General features: G+C 49.4%; 15 protein-coding genes. 2 read left to right on the forward strand and 13 right to left on the reverse strand.

Annotated features, from left to right (window positions below; genetic code table 11):
• Nucleotides 1–3: 3 nt before the first annotated feature.
• From OEY64_03855 to OEY64_03915, 13 genes are all read right to left on the reverse strand, one after another.
• On the reverse strand, nt 4–507 hold the full coding sequence (locus tag OEY64_03855) for a bifunctional nuclease family protein (protein ID MDH5542080.1): 504 nt from the start codon (nt 505–507) through the stop codon (nt 4–6).
• Nucleotides 508–520: 13 nt separating this feature from the next.
• Entirely contained in the window at nt 521–1909 is a 1389-nt protein-coding gene (gene miaB, locus OEY64_03860) for a tRNA (N6-isopentenyl adenosine(37)-C2)-methylthiotransferase MiaB (GenBank protein MDH5542081.1), read from the reverse strand.
• A 3-nt stretch (nt 1910–1912) separates the two neighbouring features.
• The gene (locus OEY64_03865) at nt 1913–2344 is read right to left on the reverse strand and encodes a DUF420 domain-containing protein (GenBank protein MDH5542082.1); all 432 of its coding nucleotides are present in this window, start codon (nt 2342–2344) and stop codon (nt 1913–1915) included.
• On the reverse strand, nt 2345–3118 hold the full coding sequence (locus OEY64_03870) for an ABC transporter permease (GenBank protein ID MDH5542083.1): 774 nt from the start codon (nt 3116–3118) through the stop codon (nt 2345–2347).
• Nucleotides 3115–4068, reverse strand: a complete 954-nt coding sequence (locus OEY64_03875; protein ID MDH5542084.1) for an ABC transporter ATP-binding protein — start codon at nt 4066–4068, stop codon at nt 3115–3117. Before OEY64_03875 ends, OEY64_03870 begins: the two co-directional genes overlap by 4 nt.
• Before the next feature lie 130 nt (nt 4069–4198).
• Nucleotides 4199–4324, reverse strand: coding sequence for a hypothetical protein (locus OEY64_03880; protein ID MDH5542085.1), 126 nt, complete (start codon nt 4322–4324; stop codon nt 4199–4201).
• Nucleotides 4317–5618 carry a cbb3-type cytochrome c oxidase subunit I gene (locus OEY64_03885; protein MDH5542086.1) on the reverse strand — a complete coding sequence of 434 codons (1302 nt, stop codon included), beginning with the start codon at nt 5616–5618 and terminating at the stop codon, nt 4317–4319. The genes OEY64_03880 and OEY64_03885 overlap by 8 nt, the downstream gene beginning before the upstream one ends.
• Nucleotides 5618–6520, reverse strand: coding sequence for a heme o synthase (gene cyoE / locus OEY64_03890; protein ID MDH5542087.1), 903 nt, complete (start codon nt 6518–6520; stop codon nt 5618–5620). Before cyoE ends, OEY64_03885 begins: the two co-directional genes overlap by 1 nt.
• Nucleotides 6517–7404 (reverse strand): COX15/CtaA family protein, encoded by an 888-nt coding sequence (locus OEY64_03895; protein ID MDH5542088.1) that lies wholly within the window; start codon nt 7402–7404, stop codon nt 6517–6519. The genes cyoE and OEY64_03895 overlap by 4 nt, the downstream gene beginning before the upstream one ends.
• A 295-nt stretch (nt 7405–7699) precedes the next feature.
• Nucleotides 7700–9283, reverse strand: coding sequence for a cbb3-type cytochrome c oxidase subunit I (locus OEY64_03900; GenBank protein MDH5542089.1), 1584 nt, complete (start codon nt 9281–9283; stop codon nt 7700–7702).
• Between the two features lie 61 nt (nt 9284–9344).
• Nucleotides 9345–10076 carry a cytochrome c oxidase subunit II gene (locus OEY64_03905; GenBank protein ID MDH5542090.1) on the reverse strand — a complete coding sequence of 244 codons (732 nt, stop codon included), beginning with the start codon at nt 10074–10076 and terminating at the stop codon, nt 9345–9347.
• Between the two features lie 5 nt (nt 10077–10081).
• Nucleotides 10082–10837 carry a heme-copper oxidase subunit III gene (locus OEY64_03910; GenBank protein MDH5542091.1) on the reverse strand — a complete coding sequence of 252 codons (756 nt, stop codon included), beginning with the start codon at nt 10835–10837 and terminating at the stop codon, nt 10082–10084.
• A gap of 191 nt (nt 10838–11028) precedes the next feature.
• On the reverse strand, nt 11029–12369 hold the full coding sequence (locus OEY64_03915) for an NCS2 family permease (GenBank protein MDH5542092.1): 1341 nt from the start codon (nt 12367–12369) through the stop codon (nt 11029–11031).
• Nucleotides 12370–12576: 207 nt separating this feature from the next.
• On the opposite strand from OEY64_03915, the gene OEY64_03920 reads away from it, so the two are divergent.
• Both OEY64_03920 and OEY64_03925 read left to right on the forward strand, forming a co-directional pair.
• Nucleotides 12577–13416 carry a TIGR03546 family protein gene (locus OEY64_03920; GenBank protein MDH5542093.1) on the forward strand — a complete coding sequence of 280 codons (840 nt, stop codon included), beginning with the start codon at nt 12577–12579 and terminating at the stop codon, nt 13414–13416.
• The gene (locus OEY64_03925; protein ID MDH5542094.1) at nt 13417–15321 is read left to right on the forward strand and encodes a hypothetical protein; all 1905 of its coding nucleotides are present in this window, start codon (nt 13417–13419) and stop codon (nt 15319–15321) included.
• Nucleotides 15322–15340: the final 19 nt, after the last annotated feature.

The following is a 15340-nucleotide window of genomic DNA, read 5'->3' on the forward strand; positions in this document are numbered from 1 at the left end:
ACTCTACTGGTCTATATTGCCGAAATCTTCCGGCTTTACTTCATTGAGCCACTTCTTCCACTGCTGATCTTCGCCCAGTGATGCATCCTGTGAGGTGTCGAATGATTTGGCCTCTTCGAGTACCTTTTTTTCCACGAGGATTTTCGCGTTCATCCTGAGAGCCACGGCAATAGCATCAGACGGCCTGGAATCTATCTCCAGGTTCATTTTGCCCAGCTTTACGGATATGATCGCGAAAAATGTATTGTCCTTCAGTTCGTTTACGCAGATGTAATCGACGTTTGCCACAGCCGCGTCGAATATGTTCTTGATTAGGTCGTGAGTCATTGGCCGCGGCGGACTCACCTTCTCCATCTCAAGGGCGATTGCGTTGGCTTCAAAAACCCCTATCCAGATAGGAAGCGAGCGGTTCCCTTCAAGATCCTTGAGTATCAGGATAGGCATATTTGTTACAGGATCAAGGGTAAGACCCTCAACCCGCATCTCTATTCTGCTGCCGTTTTCCATTTTCTCGCCTTTCCTAAACCGGCTCGCCTAAAAGGTTGTACCCTGCGGCGCCGTAAATTCTGAGTTCGATCTCCTCTCCGATCAGGCCCCGTGCACCTTTGAAAACAACCATGAAATTGTCGCGCGTTCTGCCTGAAAGGAATCCGCTGTTATCGGCAGAATGGCGCTTCATGTTTCCATTATATGTATCTTCGCACAGCACCACAACTTTTCTTCCCTTCATATCAAGATTCTTTTCGGCAATGATCGATTTGTGCAGTGTCAGCGCCGTATCGAATCTCTCCTGCGATACTTTTCTCTCTACCTGTTCCCCATACCCGGCGGCTGGCGTCCCGGAGCGTGATGAATAATTAAAAAGGAAAAGGGAATCAAACCGTACCCTCTTCATTACCTCACATGTAGAAAGAAAGTCTTCCTCCGTCTCTCCAGGGAAACCTACCATCAGGTCTGTTGAAATGGATATCCCTTCAACGGCATTCCGAATCCGCTCAACTTTGGCGAGATATTCCGAAACCGTGTACCCCCTGTTCATCCTTGCCAGCACACTGTCGGATCCGGATTGAAGCGGCATATGAAGACTTGGGCATATTTTTCTCGAGACAGCCATTTCTTCTATAAGTTCGTCGGTAATATCCTTCGGATGCGACGTCATGAACCTTATCCGCTGAACGCCGTCTATTTCTTCGACACTTCTCAGCAATTCAGGAAATGTTATCTCCGGCGTCAATCCCTTTCCGTAGGAATTCACGTTTTGCCCTATGAGGCAGATCTCCCTGTACCCCTTTCCCGCAAGATCCCTTACTTCCCCGATGATCGAATCGGGATGACGGCTGATCTCCCTCCCCCGTGTTCCGGGAACGACGCAATATGTACAGTGGTTGTCGCACCCTTTCATGATACCGATCCACGCAACTACGCCGCTTTTCCTCACCAATCCTTCGGGTGAATCCCAGGTTATTTCTTCCGAGAATCCGATATCCATCTGTTTTCTGCCGGAAACGAGCCTTTGGCTTATCAATTCCGGTATTTTACTTATGGAATCGGGGCCAAAAACTATGTCCAGGCCAGGCGCTTTCCTGAAGATCTCTTTCTTGTTAAACGTAGCCATGCATCCGCCCAGCGCAATAAGGAGATTTTTATTTTTCTCTTTCAACTCTGCCAGTCTCCCTATGTACGAAAACACCTTGTTTTCCGCCTTTTCCCTTATAGAGCAGGTGTTGACGAGGATCAGATCGGCCTCCTCAGCCAAATCGACCTCCGACATTCCGTTTGATACAAGGACTCCGTTCATCTTTTCCGAGTCATACTTGTTCATCTGGCATCCGAACGTAACCAGCTTGAATGTTGACGGCATTTTTTCTTCCGCCGTCGCGGCAATATCGGCCTGTTCCTGGTAATCCATTTTTCAGCCTGCCGGAGGGTACATGTGATACAGCATGAAGTAGATAATAACACCGGTGAACGAAACATATATCCAAATCGGGAGGGTCCATCTCGCTATTACGGGGTGCTTCTCGAAATTCCCCCTGATGGCGTGGTACAGGGTGACAAATATCATCGGCAGCATGATGATTGATAGAACCGTATGCGTAAGGAGTATCGTGAAATATACCTTCCTCACCCCACCTTGTCCGCCGAATTTATAGGTTCCCACATTGTAGTGATAAACAAGATAGGAAATAAAGAATATGGCCGAAGCGGCAAGCGCGGAGATCATGAATTTTTTATGGCTCTCCTTGTTTTTCATTTTAATGTTGTAATACCCCAGCGACAGGAACAGCACGCATAGCATATTCATCGATGCCTGGAAATGAGGCAGCATTGTTATCTTTATCATCTATTTTTCCCCTTTCTGCGAAACTATTACCGCCATGCCGAACGTTACAAGACAAAACGCCACGTTCACAACCGCGCAGAGGCCGGGTGATGGAAGCCCTTCGAATGTTCCCGGCAAAAACAAAACCTGCTGAAGCGCCGAAACAGTATACGTCAGCGGGTTTACCGTCACCAGCCAGTCCAGCCACGAAGGGACGCCGCTTTTGGGAAAGAGCGCGCCGGAGAGGAGCCACATCGGTATTAGAAACATGTTCATAACAGCGTGGAATCCCTGTGTGGAATCGAGGTTCCATGCCAGCATGAACCCGATCGCCGCAAGCGAGAACGACGCGCCGAAAAGTATCAGCATCATTTTTACGATCGAGCCGACCTCCGGGCTTATGCCGAATATCAAGCCGATAATCAGGAACGGAATTCCCTGGATGAGCGCCAGCGTCGCGCTTCCGAACACTTTCCCGAATACAACAGCAGTGCGCGAGACAGGAGCCACAAGGACCGATTGCAGGAATCCTTCATGCCTGTCTTCAATTATGGAGATCGAGGAAAAGACCGCTGTAAACAGGAATATCAGTGTAAGTATCCCAGGAAAGAAGTAGTGCATGTATGAGATCCCCTCGCCGGTGCCGGGGCGGAACGAGCCGCTGAAGCCTGTCCCTATGAATACCCAGAATATTATCGGCGGCACAAGACCCCCTATTACCCTGCTTCTGTCGCGATAAAACCGTACAAGCTCCCTCTTCCAAAGCGTAAGAGCCGATGAAAAAAAATGTCTCATTCCGTCTCCTTCTCGCCATGCAGAAATCCATGTCCGGTCTTCTGGATGAAAACATCCTCAAGCGTCGGCCTCCCGAACGTCACGCCTGTCACTTCATCTGGAAACGATTCCACTATCTGCGAAACGAACCTGTGCCCGTTCTCTTTTTCAATTCTCACCTTGCCGTTCACCAGGAGAGGCTTGTCGTTGAATTTCATGCCGTAGCTTTTCATGAACTCTTCCGGCTTATCGGCTGATACGGTGATGATATCCGCTCCAATGGATTTTTTCAGCTCTTCCGGCTTGCCGTTCACTTCCACCTTCCCGCTGTCCATTATCACGATATGGTCGCACAGCTCCGCTTCGTACATTAGGTGGGTAGTTAAAAGCACAGTCACTCCGTCTACCGTCTTCAATGTTTCAAGCATATTCCACATCGACCTTCTGGCGCGTACATCAAGTCCGGTGGAAGGCTCATCCATTATCAGAAGTTCCGGCTTGTGCATGATCCCCTTGGCTATTTCAACACGCCGCTTTTCCCCCCCCGAAAGGGTTTCCACAAATTTGTCCCGCTTCTCCTCAAGCTGGAATTTCTCAAGAAGTTCGCCGATGCGCGCCTTTAGTTGCGCCCCCGATAATCCGTAAAGATGTCCGTGGTAGTGGAGGTTCTCTTCCACTGTGAGTTTTTTATCGAGGCTAGGGGATTGAAAAACGACCCCAATTTTTTTCCTTACATCCGGTTTCCGCGCGGCAATATCGAGTCCGGCTATTTCGCATCTCCCGGACGTCGGCTCTATCAGCGTGGAGAGTATTTTGAACAGAGTAGTCTTCCCCGATCCGTTCGGACCCAGAAAACCGAAGATATCCCCTTTTCTTACCGAAAGGTCTACCCCTTTTAGGGCCTCGTACTCTCTGGATCTCCTTCTTGCAGGATATGTATGTCTTAAATTTTCAGCAATAACTATATCCAACGTGTAAGCCCTTCCATCTTTGCAATGTATTTTTTTTCATGGATATCCCGTATTCGGTGACTTGGAGATGATAACACGCCGAAAAGGGATAAACCAAAACTCCCTCGCGGTGTTCGGGCGTGGAGATAATTTACGGCCCGTAGTTGACTATCTTGTATGTGATGCTGACATAAAGAAAGATGACCACAAGGATGAGAACCGCGGCCAAGATGGCCATGCGGATCCGGAGTTTTTTATCGTCTCCACCTTCAGTCATGTTGTGTACCGCCCTTTACTTTAACATTCTTAATGATCGTCGTCCCCGCGTAAGCTACGAACATAATTCCTCCAATAACCGCAAGAAGCGTTCCAACCCCCATCAGGGAGAGGGATGCAAGTATTACGGGATTATCCGTCCAGTCAACACCGTAAGTTTTACGGGGAGCACCGAACAGACCGGAGACGAAAAGACCGCTAATAAAAAGGATCATTCCAGCGCCGTAAACATAAGGCTGGATGCGGGCGGCCTTTTCAAAGTATATCTTCAACCCATGCTCCTTCATTAGATTGTATCCGAAGGCCATCAGTGCGAGGGTCAACGCCGTAACCGCCCCATGATAATGGGCGGGAACGCGTGTATCGTCGCCGAATCCGCCGTAAGCGATGAATATCCCATACAGGTAGATGAGCATCGAGCCGAGCAGAGCGACCGAGGCAGGTTCTTTCGATTTGAATTTATACTGTTTAAAGATGTTGGCGATATGGAGGAAAAGTGGAAGCCCTAGCCCGACAGCGTACACTATCTCGGAACCTATCCTCAGCGGTCTGTCCAGCGGGTCAAAAAAGAAGAGAAGACTTAAAAGAAATACAGCCGAAATGATCAAGAGCCTGTTCGCCCAGACCAGGAGCCTCGATCCCTTTGGCTCTTCTCCAGTCGTGATCTTCAACAGGGAGTACCAGACGATAAGAAGCATTGTGCCGTTAAGGAACTGCTGAATATGCCCCGGCGTCCAGAAGACTCTTTCATAATATGTGTCAAGGTTCCCACCGCCAACTAAAAGGAATGAGACAAGGACGGATGCGACAAGTACCATTGATATATACAGAGAGGTGACAACCGCGTTGCCTATCATCTCGTCCGTTGTTATCTCCTTTAACGCGAAAGCGAATGAGGCGCTTGAATTTATCACAAATGCGAAAAAGAGGAGTCCAAGTCCAAGGAAAAATACTGGATGATCGAGAACCGGGACGTAGTTGTTAAGGCTCGCTTCGCCAAAGGCGAAGATCGCCGCCAACGCGATAAGGTCAACTCCGATTACGGCAAGCCAATAGCTGTTTTGGAACAGCGCTATTTTCAGATGGTATATCCAGAGCACGATTGCGGAGAGCATCAGCCAGCAGATAATCGCCAGGTCGACATGCCCCACGAGCGCGTACTGGAAATAGTTTTCCGGCAGAAGCTTGGAAATTGAAGGGGATCTGCTCATCCCTACAACGAAAGCGAAAAAACCTCCCATGCCGAGAGCGAAAACTGAAAGCGAGAACCACTTGCCTACATTTGTATATCTCATCACACCATATCCAGAATTAATACAATGAATAGCACGCCAAGATAGGCGATTGAAAAGAAGAAGAGAAACATCTCTTTCTCTTTTTGCGAATATAGGAATCGAACAGTGAACGCAAGGTACGCCACGCCAAGCACGATAGCCGTTGCGAGATAATATATCCCCGACATCCCGGACGTATACGGCAACACGGAAACAGGGATCAAGGCAAGCGTGTACCAGAAGAGCCTTACCTTGGTGGCCTTTACCCCCTTTGCCACAGGGAGTATCGGAACGCCTGCTTTTGCGTATTCGTTCCTGTACTTGAGCGCCAACGCCCAGAAATGAGGCTGTTGCCAGACCACTATTATCAGAAAGAGGATAAGCGCGTGCGTATCAAGATCCCCATGGGCGGCGGCATAACCGATTAGCGGAGGGAGAGCGCCCCCAATGCCGCCGATGTGAGTGGCCATCGGCGTCGTCCTCTTCAGGAAAAGCGAATACATTATCACGTATGTGAATATCGCCGCACCGGTCAACAGCGTAACCAGCGTGCCTAGATAGATTTTCGTGATAAGGAGAGAGACTATTACTAATCCCGTTCCGTACATGTAGGCGAAAGAAGGTGATACTGAACCGGACGGAAGCGACCTGGCGCTCGTCCTTTGCATGACCGAATCTATGTCGCGGTCTATGAAGTTGTTCAGCGTTGCCGCGCCGGCTGTCGCAAGACCGAGGCCGAGCGTCGTCCATAGAAAATCGTAATATCTCGGTATTCCATGTGAGCCTATATACAGCCCCGTCCATCCGGCAACGAGCGAGAGCGCCACTATGCCCGGCTTTGTAATTATCAGCAGGGCCTTGAAGAATTTTCTGTCCATCGGAAATGTCTTTTCCGCCGTCGTGCTTTTTATTGTTGAGTTCAAGCTTTTACCTCTTTACCGGTAACGATCAAAGGCGCTGCCAGCCAGGCGCTCCAGCCAAGAATGAAAAACGCTGTTGCTCCGTGCAGAACCAGTATGGGGAGAAACATCTCCGTAAGGACAATAAGCACGCCAAGCGTTGCCTGCGCCGATACCGCCCCGAAAGTTATCGCGTCGGTGACGGCCCTGGGAGATTTCGCATTGAGGGAAACATAAAGCTGGTACCCCGTCAAGCCAAGAATGATGTAGGCAACAAGTCTGTGAGTGTAATGCACCAGCACTTCGGGGAGGAGGCTCGGCGGGAGTATCGCCCCCTGGCAAAGGGGCCAGTCGGGGCATGCAAGCGATGAATTTGAATACCTGACAAGGACGCCGATTATCGCCTGCGTCGCGACTATTCCGAAGAGCCATAGCTGATACTTGTCCTTGGGCGGCTCTTCCGTCCCCCTGGCAATCGGACGGTATGAAATAACGAGCAGAACGAATATGAGCGCCGCAATCACTATGTGGCTGGAAACGACGGTTATGCGCAGCAAGGTATCGAGAAATGGTGCTTCGATCAGCACTACCGCGCCCCCCAAAAGGACAACGGTGACAATTAGCACTAGCACCGCCTTCATGAAAAATTTAATCCCGCCCGACGTCCTCTTCAATATGTAAATGGAAGAAAAGATGATCAGCGTCCCTGTCACACCCCCCAGGAGGCGGTGGCTCCACTCTATCCAGATGCCTATGTTGGCTGGAGGTATCACTGTGCCGTGACATAGCGGCCAGTCGGGACAATCGAGACCGGAGCCGGTAGTTGTTACCAGATTGCCGAGCACTAAAAGCGAGTAAGTGAACAGTATAGTCAGGCCAAGCACCACTTTCGGTGTATTTTCTTTCAAACTGGAACCCATCCGGCAACCCCTTAACAATTTGTTTGCATGTAATGTAAATGCCTAAAAATAATAGGCCGAATACACCTTAAAAGCAACATTTTATGCCATTCCTGTATTACATAACGTTGTTTATTTGAATTTTTTGAGAGCCGTAGGGGGAGGTTTCAAACCTGCCCATTCCGAAATTAAAACAGTGCGGGCGGGTTTAAAACCCGCTCCTACGAAAAAAATGAATTTGAATGCGAATGCCGATACTCGCCCCTGCGAAAATGAATGCGGATACGAATACCGATACCCGCCCCTACTTACTTTTCTTCTGGTAATTGTAAGGGGTCCAGTCCGCATCCACCACGACCGGCTCCTTGAAATTCCCCGGCCCCGGAACCCCCTTAATGTGCGTCCATTCGAGCGATCTCGACTTCCACGGATTATCCGGCGCTTCCTCCCCGGCGACAGCCGAATATATCCAATTGACGAGCGTCATCCCCATGCCGAGGGCGATAATAAAAGAACCGTATGTGGCAATATGATGCGTCGTTTCGAACGACGGGTCACCGGCGAACATCGCCCAATCGTAATATCTTCTCGGCATCCCTTTGAGCCCCAATACCATAAGCGGAAAGAAGGTGATGTTTACCCCGATGAAATTTAGCCAGAAACCGGCCTTCCCGAGCCCTTCATTCGCGTATTTTCCCGTCATCTTCGGGAACCAGAAATATACTGCGGAGAAAATGCAGAAGGTGGCGAATAGCGCCATTACATAGTGAAAATGAGCGTACACGAACGACGTCTCCCCCACATGAAGGTCGATAGCCGTCATTGCGAGCGGAATCCCAGTAAGACCCCCTACAAGGAAGAGGAAAAACGAAGCAGAGGCGAACATCATCGCAGTGTTGTAATAGATCTTCCCGCCGTATAACGTCCCCCAAAGCGACAGTACCAGGAGCCCCACCGGTATGGAGATCATCAGCGTGGTAACCATCATTCCGATCCTTATCCAGTCCGGCATGCCCGAAACATACAGATGGTGAACCCACACCTCGCCGCTGATAAGTACCGTCCCCCATACGCCTCCGTAGACAGCTACCTTGTAGTTGAAGATCGGATTTTTTGACATGGCGGCTACCACTTCAAACAGGAGGCCGAACGCCGGGATCATTATCACGTAAACAGCCGGATGCGAATAGAACCAAAAAAGATTCTGATACAGGAGCACATCACCCCCGGCGGCAGGATCGAAAAAATGGGTGCCTAGATATTTGTCAAAAAGCAACAGTGTCATCGCCGCGGCAAGTACGGGAACAAAAACAAGCTGAAGGACAAATGCCGCGACAGTTGTCCAGACAAACATGTTCAGCTGGTTCCACCCCATGCCTGGCGCGCGCATGTACATGACTGTTACGAGGAAGTTCACCGCGCCGAGGAGCGATGAAAAACCGAGAAGGTGCACCGTAAAGACGTAAAAGGCTGTATTCCCTTCGGTCGTCACGCTGTACGGAGGGTAGCCGGTCCACATGACGTCGGGTGGATTCGGTATCACCAGCGAGATGAGGGCAAGCATTATGGCGGCCAGAAAAAGCCATACCGAGAAAGCATTTATCCGAGGGAAAGCGACGTCTGGCGCCCCTATCATCAGCGGTAGGAGATAGTTCGCCGCGAAGCCTGTAAGTCCGGGGATAAGAAAGGCGAGGATCATCGCTGCGCCGTGAAAATAGAGCCATGAATTGTAGGTACCGGGGTTATCCGTGATTAGCGGGCCTACGCTGTACTGCTCGATGCGTATCAGAAGCGCCATGAAACCGGCTATGGAAAACGCCGTCAGAGAGCCTATGAGATAGAGTATCCCCACCCTTTTATGGTCGGTGGTAAAAAGCCATTCTTTCAATGTTCCTCCTTGCGTATCTGAAAACGCGGTTCGTTCCGTTCCGCCGCACGATATCTAAACTTCATTCTTCCTCCGCTTTTTCAGAGGCTATCCAGTCAGCCAGCTCCTTTTCCGGAACGGCGATTACATCCGCGGGCATTGTCGAATGTCCTATGCCGCAGTACTCCGTGCATACGGCTATCGTCTTATCCCCCTTGTGCGGCAGGAACCAGAGATGGGTCACCCTGCCGGGCATTACGTCTTCCTTCACCCTGTACTTCGGCAGGAAAAAACTGTGTATCACGTCATCGCTTGTCATGCGGAGGACAACCGGTTTTTCCTCCGGCACCCTCATCACGTCGCTGGTAACACCGTCGCCGTAATCGAACTCCCACCCCCACTGATACGCCTTTACTTTTATTTCATAGGCATCTTTGGGAACCTTCCTGTATATGCTCCAGACCGTCCACCCCTTGGCGGCGAGATAGAAATCATCAGCGGCAAAAATAAATGCAGGGATAAGCGCCCATCCGAGAGCCTTTGCCGATATCAGTTTCGGCGGATTCCCCACCTCGTCGAGATCGTCCGTCCTGTATTTGTACATCCAATAGATTGCGACCACGCCGAAAAGAACCCCGATAATCGTGATGTCTATCATCATCTCGTGCCAAAGGATATCCCACTCCGCGGCGGGATCCGGGATCGGATTCACATTGTTTGCCACATTTTCTGCCGCGGTTGCCGGCAATAAAAACTGAAACAGCAGGATCAACACCGAATGCGCCCCAGCAGTTCCTATTGTTCCCCTCTTCATGTCATCTACCAGAAATAAACCTGCGTTACGACAAAGAACCAGATGATGTCTACAAAATGCCAGTAGATCGCGGTGCACTGAACAAACGTCCTGTTAACTGTCCCCCCTAGCGCGGGGATAAGGACTACGATGAATGAAAAGACGCCGATAAGGACATGAGAGGCGTGAAACCCTGTTATCGAATAAAATGCCGTGCTGTAAATGTTCGTGCTCATTCCGAATCCGATTTGAACAAGGTGGTAATACTCGTAAATCGACATGCTGAAAAAAGTAAGGCCTAGAAGAATGGTTATGCCGAGGTTGCTCTTGAAACCGGCCATATCACCTTCATGAAGCTTGCCTTCAGCAAGATGTATCGTGAAACTGGAAGTAACCAGAACTATCGTCATAACCACAGGGAGGAGAAGGCTAATATGCGGAGTCCCCTCCGGTGGCCATGAATATGCGGAAAGACGCGCAAGCCAGTAGCTGGCAAACATGCTTAGAAAAATAAACGCTTCGGAAACAATGAATATCGCGATGCCGGATACCGAGTATCCGAACTGCATATGCTTCTGCCTCAAGCCTTCGCTTGTCCATTTCGCAATACCGGCCAACAGCAATGGAACCCCTATGCCGCAGAAAATCGCTGTTAAAAGCAGATTCTCGTATTGGAAGTTCGCGGTAAATGCCAGCGGTAAAACAAAAAAGATGCCGAATACTATTGCGGCCGGGGACCAGCTCCACTCCCAGTGATGTTCGGTTGTGATTTCCGAATTCATTGTTCCCTCGCCACAAAACAGAAAATCCCCGGGAATTGCCTGATGCAAATCTTGTAACAGGTCACTTACTCAGCCCTTTGTATAGACGCAGGGTTGTACGGAAGGAAACCTGTTTTCGACAAATGATAAATAATCATTTCGGTTATATTATCAGAAAATGGGACCAAAACCTACCAGTTATAACAATCTTGCTAATATATAAACAGATATCTCGCCAGGAATATGACTGCCAGAAAATGGATAATCGGGCTGGTCTTTGGAAAAGAGAAATAGCCGGTATGCAAAAGGCTGTACGAAATTATCCCGAAAGCAACCCCTTCCGTTATCGAATAGGTGAACGGCATGGCGACCATCGTAAGAAATGCCGGTATCCCTTCCGTCGGGCTTTCCCATTCGATCTTTGAAGCCAGGTTTACCATGAAGAAACCTACGATTATCAGCGCAGGCGCGATAACAGGATAGAGATATACACCTTCGCTTATCTCGAAACCTCCGCCGACGGATTTTGCAAGCGGGTAAAGCACAAGCGAAAAGATGAAAAGTATTCCGGTAACGATCGCTGTCAGACCAGTCCTTCCGCCGCTGGCAACACCGGACGCGCTTTCAATGTAGCTTGTAACCGTTGTAGTACCGAGAAGCGAGCCGGCTACCGTTGCCACTCCGTCGGCGGTCAATGCTTCCCTTGCTTTCGGCAGGTACCCCCCTTTCATCAATCCCGCACCGGAGCAAACCGCCGTAAGTGTTCCAATAGTGTCGAACAGGTCCAGAATGAAAAATATGAAAACGACGCTTGCGATACGCGGCATGGAGAGTGCCCCGAAAACATCAAGCGATAAAAATGTCGGCATTATGGATGCCGGCAACCCAAATACGCCGTGCCACTCCGCGTAGCCAAGAAAAAGCGATACGACAGTGGCAAAAAAAATGCCTATCAATATTGAGCCCCGTATTTCCAGTGCCATTAGTAGCGCTATAACAAGTACCGTTATCAACACAAGCCATGCAGGTCCATGCGTGAATGAACCAAGCGAGATCATCGTGCCGGGATTTGCGACCACAATCCCCCCCCACTGCATCCCTATCAGGGTTATGAAGAGCCCTATTCCGGCAGGTATCGCGAACTTAAGCGATAGCGGCATCGCCTGCACAACCTTGTCCCGCATGCCGAACTGGGAAAGGATCGTCATCGCCGTTCCTGCTATCAATATCGCGCCAAGCCCCGCCTGCCAGGTAAAACCATACCCCCCCATTGAAATCGCGCCGCAAACGGTGAAAACGAAAAAAAAGTTGTGCCCCATCGCGGGAGCCTGCGCGACCGGAAGATTCGCAAGATACCCCATGAGTATCGAGCCTATGGCGGAACTGACACACGTTGCCGTCATTACCGAGCCGAAATCCATCCCCGCGCGTGAAAGCACTGCTGGCTGTACGAATATCACATACGACATCGTTATATAGGTTGTCAGGCCGGCCAGAATCTCCGTAGAGATTGTCGTGCCATGTTCTTTCAGGTGAAAGAATTTTTCAAGCATATCGTTCCCCCAGGTTTCAAATTATACCCGATGAACGTTTTAATCGCATTGCTCAATAACAGCTTGCGGGCATCCGCATTGAATTCATTGCTATTCGCGCGCTATGGAATGAATAATATTTTTCATAATATTGCCCATTTTTCTCTTCATAAACATGCGGCATATATGCTATAAATATGCTAACCAGATTTCATTAACGGGGGATTTATGCTTTGGAAGTTTTTACCAAGCCATAAGACTGTTGCCAGGATAATAAAGATCATTGAGTCCGATGTGTCGCCGGCCCAGATAGCAGGGGGATTCAGTTTCGGAATGATAATAGGTATGACGCCTCTCTGGAACCTGCACAACCTCTTCCTCCTCTTCCTTGTCCTCATCATCCGCATCAATTGGGCCATGCTTGTGGCCATATTCGGGGTCTTTTCCGCATTCTCGTTTGCCATCGATCCTTTGTATCATTCAATAGGGATGAAACTCCTCTCCGCGGAACAGCTCCATGATTTCTGGACAAGGCTTTACAACACTCCCACTGCTACATGGACCCATTTCAACAATTCGATCGTGCTTGGGAGCCTCGTTATGTCTACTGCCATTGCCGTGCCGGGCTGGTTCGGCATGCGGTGGTTCGTGATAGGCTGGCGTGAAGGCTGGCTGAAGGAGTGGCTCGAAAAGAAGTGGAAACTTGTCACGAAGATAAAAAACTCGCGCTTCTATAAATGGTACATGAAGGCAAAGGAAGACGGCATAAGCAGGGAAGAGATCAAGGATCTGGCCAAACAGGAGCTTGAGGGAAAGATCAAGGATTCGGAGTATTACAAGGAGTTCGAAAAGGCCAAAAAAGGGGTTGAAGAGGTAAAAGCCGGAGTGGAGGACGCAAAAGAAAAATACCGGGAAACAAAAGAACAGATCGAAAAGGCGAAAGAAGGATACGAAAAGATAAAAAACTACAAGGAATCAAAATATTTCAAGCTGTTCGACAAATTGAGAAACTTCAGGGAATCGGGCGCGTACAAGATCTTCGCACGAGTGAAAGGCTGGATAAGTTAAATGAGGTGGAAAGTTTTATTCGGAATTCTCGCTGTAGTGTCGCTTGTCGTCATCTTCTATACATTTTTCCTGGACAGTTATGCGAAAGCCAAGATAATCGACGCTGTAAGCTCCGTGACCAGATCGAAGGTCGAGATAGACAACCTCTACATAGATATCAGGAAACAATCCGTTACCATTTCGGGATTCCATGTCGCCGATCCGAAGGATCCGTGGAAAAACATGTTCGAAATTAAATCCGCAAGTTTCGACTTCTCGCTCGGCGACGCGCTCATGGGGCATTTCGTAATTGATAATCTTTCGGCGGACACTCCTCAATGGGGAACAAAACGCGAAACATGGGGCGGCCTGAAAAAAAAGGAAACCTCTGAAAAGGAAGAGAAACCGAAAAAGGGTATTGAGTGGAAAAAATACATGCCGAGCTTCGATTTTGTAAAAGATTTCGACTTTCAGAAGCTCGCCAAGCTTGAGGATATGGAGTCGGTTAAGAAGCTCGAAGCATCCAAAAAACTCTTTGGCGACAAAGGGGCCGATTGGAAGAAACTGACCGGCGAATACGAAACCGAACTGAAACTCCTTGCCGCCGGGCTGGCCGGGGGTGCCGTCCTTGCCATTGCAAACAGGGAGAAGCTGGATGCAGAGCTGGAAAAGGTAAAAGACTTTAAAAGCAAAATAGAAAAAGCACGGGATGACATTAAGAAGGATATTGCAGAAGCGGCCAAGATAAAGGATATCGTTGCCGACCTTCGCGATTCCGATATTAAGGGTGCCGTAAAAAAAGCGGGACTTGGCGGCGACGGAGAAGGGGGCATCACCCAAAAGATTTTGGCCGAACCGGTAAAGGAAAAGATCTCCGGAAATGCGAACATACTAAAGGATCTGACCCTCAACCTGATAGGGATCCAGGAAGGGCCACAGCATATGGAAGGGACAACCGTGCAGTTCCCTCTTTACAATCCCCTCCCCGCCTTCTACATGAAAAAGGCGTCATTTAAGATGTTCGCCGACAGGAAGGAGGGGAACTGGTTTTCAGGCTCCATAAGCGACGTCTCCTCCGATCAGGACATCACCAAAAAACCGGCCTCGATGAATATTGCGTTCGGCTCGCAGGATATGCCGGGAGTGACCTTCGACGTAAACGGCAAATCGTATTTCCAGAAGGATAGAAAAGAGTACGACGTGACATTCGACGCCAAGGGGATCGAAACCTCCTCCGTGCAGGAAGCGCTCGGCCCCGACTCACCCGTTGAGATAACCGGTGGCTCGGTAAAGGCATCCGGCTCCTTCAACTTCAAAGACGATATCGTAAGGAGCGATTTCAACGTTATCATGAGCAACATAAAGACCTCCGCCAGAAAAGATGCGATTGGCGGCCTCGACGCCGGTGTATTAAGGGTGCTCGACAAATCGCTCTCCTCCGTTACCTACATCAACCTCAAAGGGAAAGCGGAAGGGAAGATCGACGACCTGAAAGTGAGCATCACATCTGACCTCGACAAGATTCTCCAGAAAGTGGCCGATGACGCCGTAAGCGAAGCGAAAGCGGAGATAGAAAGGAAAATAAGGGAGGAACTTGAACGTGAAATAGGGAAACGCCTCCCCGAGGTTACCGCGATGCTCATCGACGAGAACGGCAAGCTGAAAAACATCGACGAAGAAGTTACAAAGATCAAGAAAGACCTTGAAAGTGAAATAAAGAAATATGAAAAACTCGCGAAAGAGGAGCTTGAAAAGAAAAAGAAAGAGGCAAAAGAAGAACTGAATAAAGCCAAAAAAGTCGTGAAAGAAAAGAAGGAAGAAGTGAAAACAACCGCCCAGGAGACGAAGAAAAAAGCGGATGACACCGCTGACAAGGCAAAGGAGCTTCAAAAGAAAGCAAAAGACCTCAAGCTGCCAAAATTTTAAAAGCCCGTTCGCAATTTAC

It is taken from the genome of Nitrospinota bacterium (genome assembly GCA_029881495.1).
Lineage (GTDB): Bacteria > Nitrospinota_A > UBA7883 > JACRGQ01 > JACRGQ01 > JAOUMJ01.

Bases quoted from the DNA above. Each gene is read 5' to 3' on its own strand.
- OEY64_03855 (MDH5542080.1), bottom strand. From the start codon at position 507: ATGGAAAACGGCAGCAGAATAGAGATGCGGGTTGAGGGTCTTACCCTT.
- OEY64_03915 (MDH5542092.1), bottom strand. From the start codon at position 12,369: ATGCTTGAAAAATTCTTTCACCTGAAAGAACATGGCACGACAATCTCT.
- OEY64_03925 (MDH5542094.1), top strand. From the start codon at position 13,417: ATGAGGTGGAAAGTTTTATTCGGAATTCTCGCTGTAGTGTCGCTTGTC.
- OEY64_03905 (MDH5542090.1), bottom strand. From the start codon at position 10,076: ATGAAGAGGGGAACAATAGGAACTGCTGGGGCGCATTCGGTGTTGATC.
- OEY64_03870 (MDH5542083.1), bottom strand. From the start codon at position 3,118: ATGAGACATTTTTTTTCATCGGCTCTTACGCTTTGGAAGAGGGAGCTT.
- OEY64_03920 (MDH5542093.1), top strand. From the start codon at position 12,577: ATGCTTTGGAAGTTTTTACCAAGCCATAAGACTGTTGCCAGGATAATA.
- miaB (MDH5542081.1), bottom strand. From the start codon at position 1,909: ATGGATTACCAGGAACAGGCCGATATTGCCGCGACGGCGGAAGAAAAA.
- OEY64_03910 (MDH5542091.1), bottom strand. From the start codon at position 10,837: ATGAATTCGGAAATCACAACCGAACATCACTGGGAGTGGAGCTGGTCC.
- OEY64_03865 (MDH5542082.1), bottom strand. From the start codon at position 2,344: ATGATAAAGATAACAATGCTGCCTCATTTCCAGGCATCGATGAATATG.
- OEY64_03880 (MDH5542085.1), bottom strand. From the start codon at position 4,324: ATGACTGAAGGTGGAGACGATAAAAAACTCCGGATCCGCATGGCCATC.
- OEY64_03885 (MDH5542086.1), bottom strand. From the start codon at position 5,618: ATGAGATATACAAATGTAGGCAAGTGGTTCTCGCTTTCAGTTTTCGCT.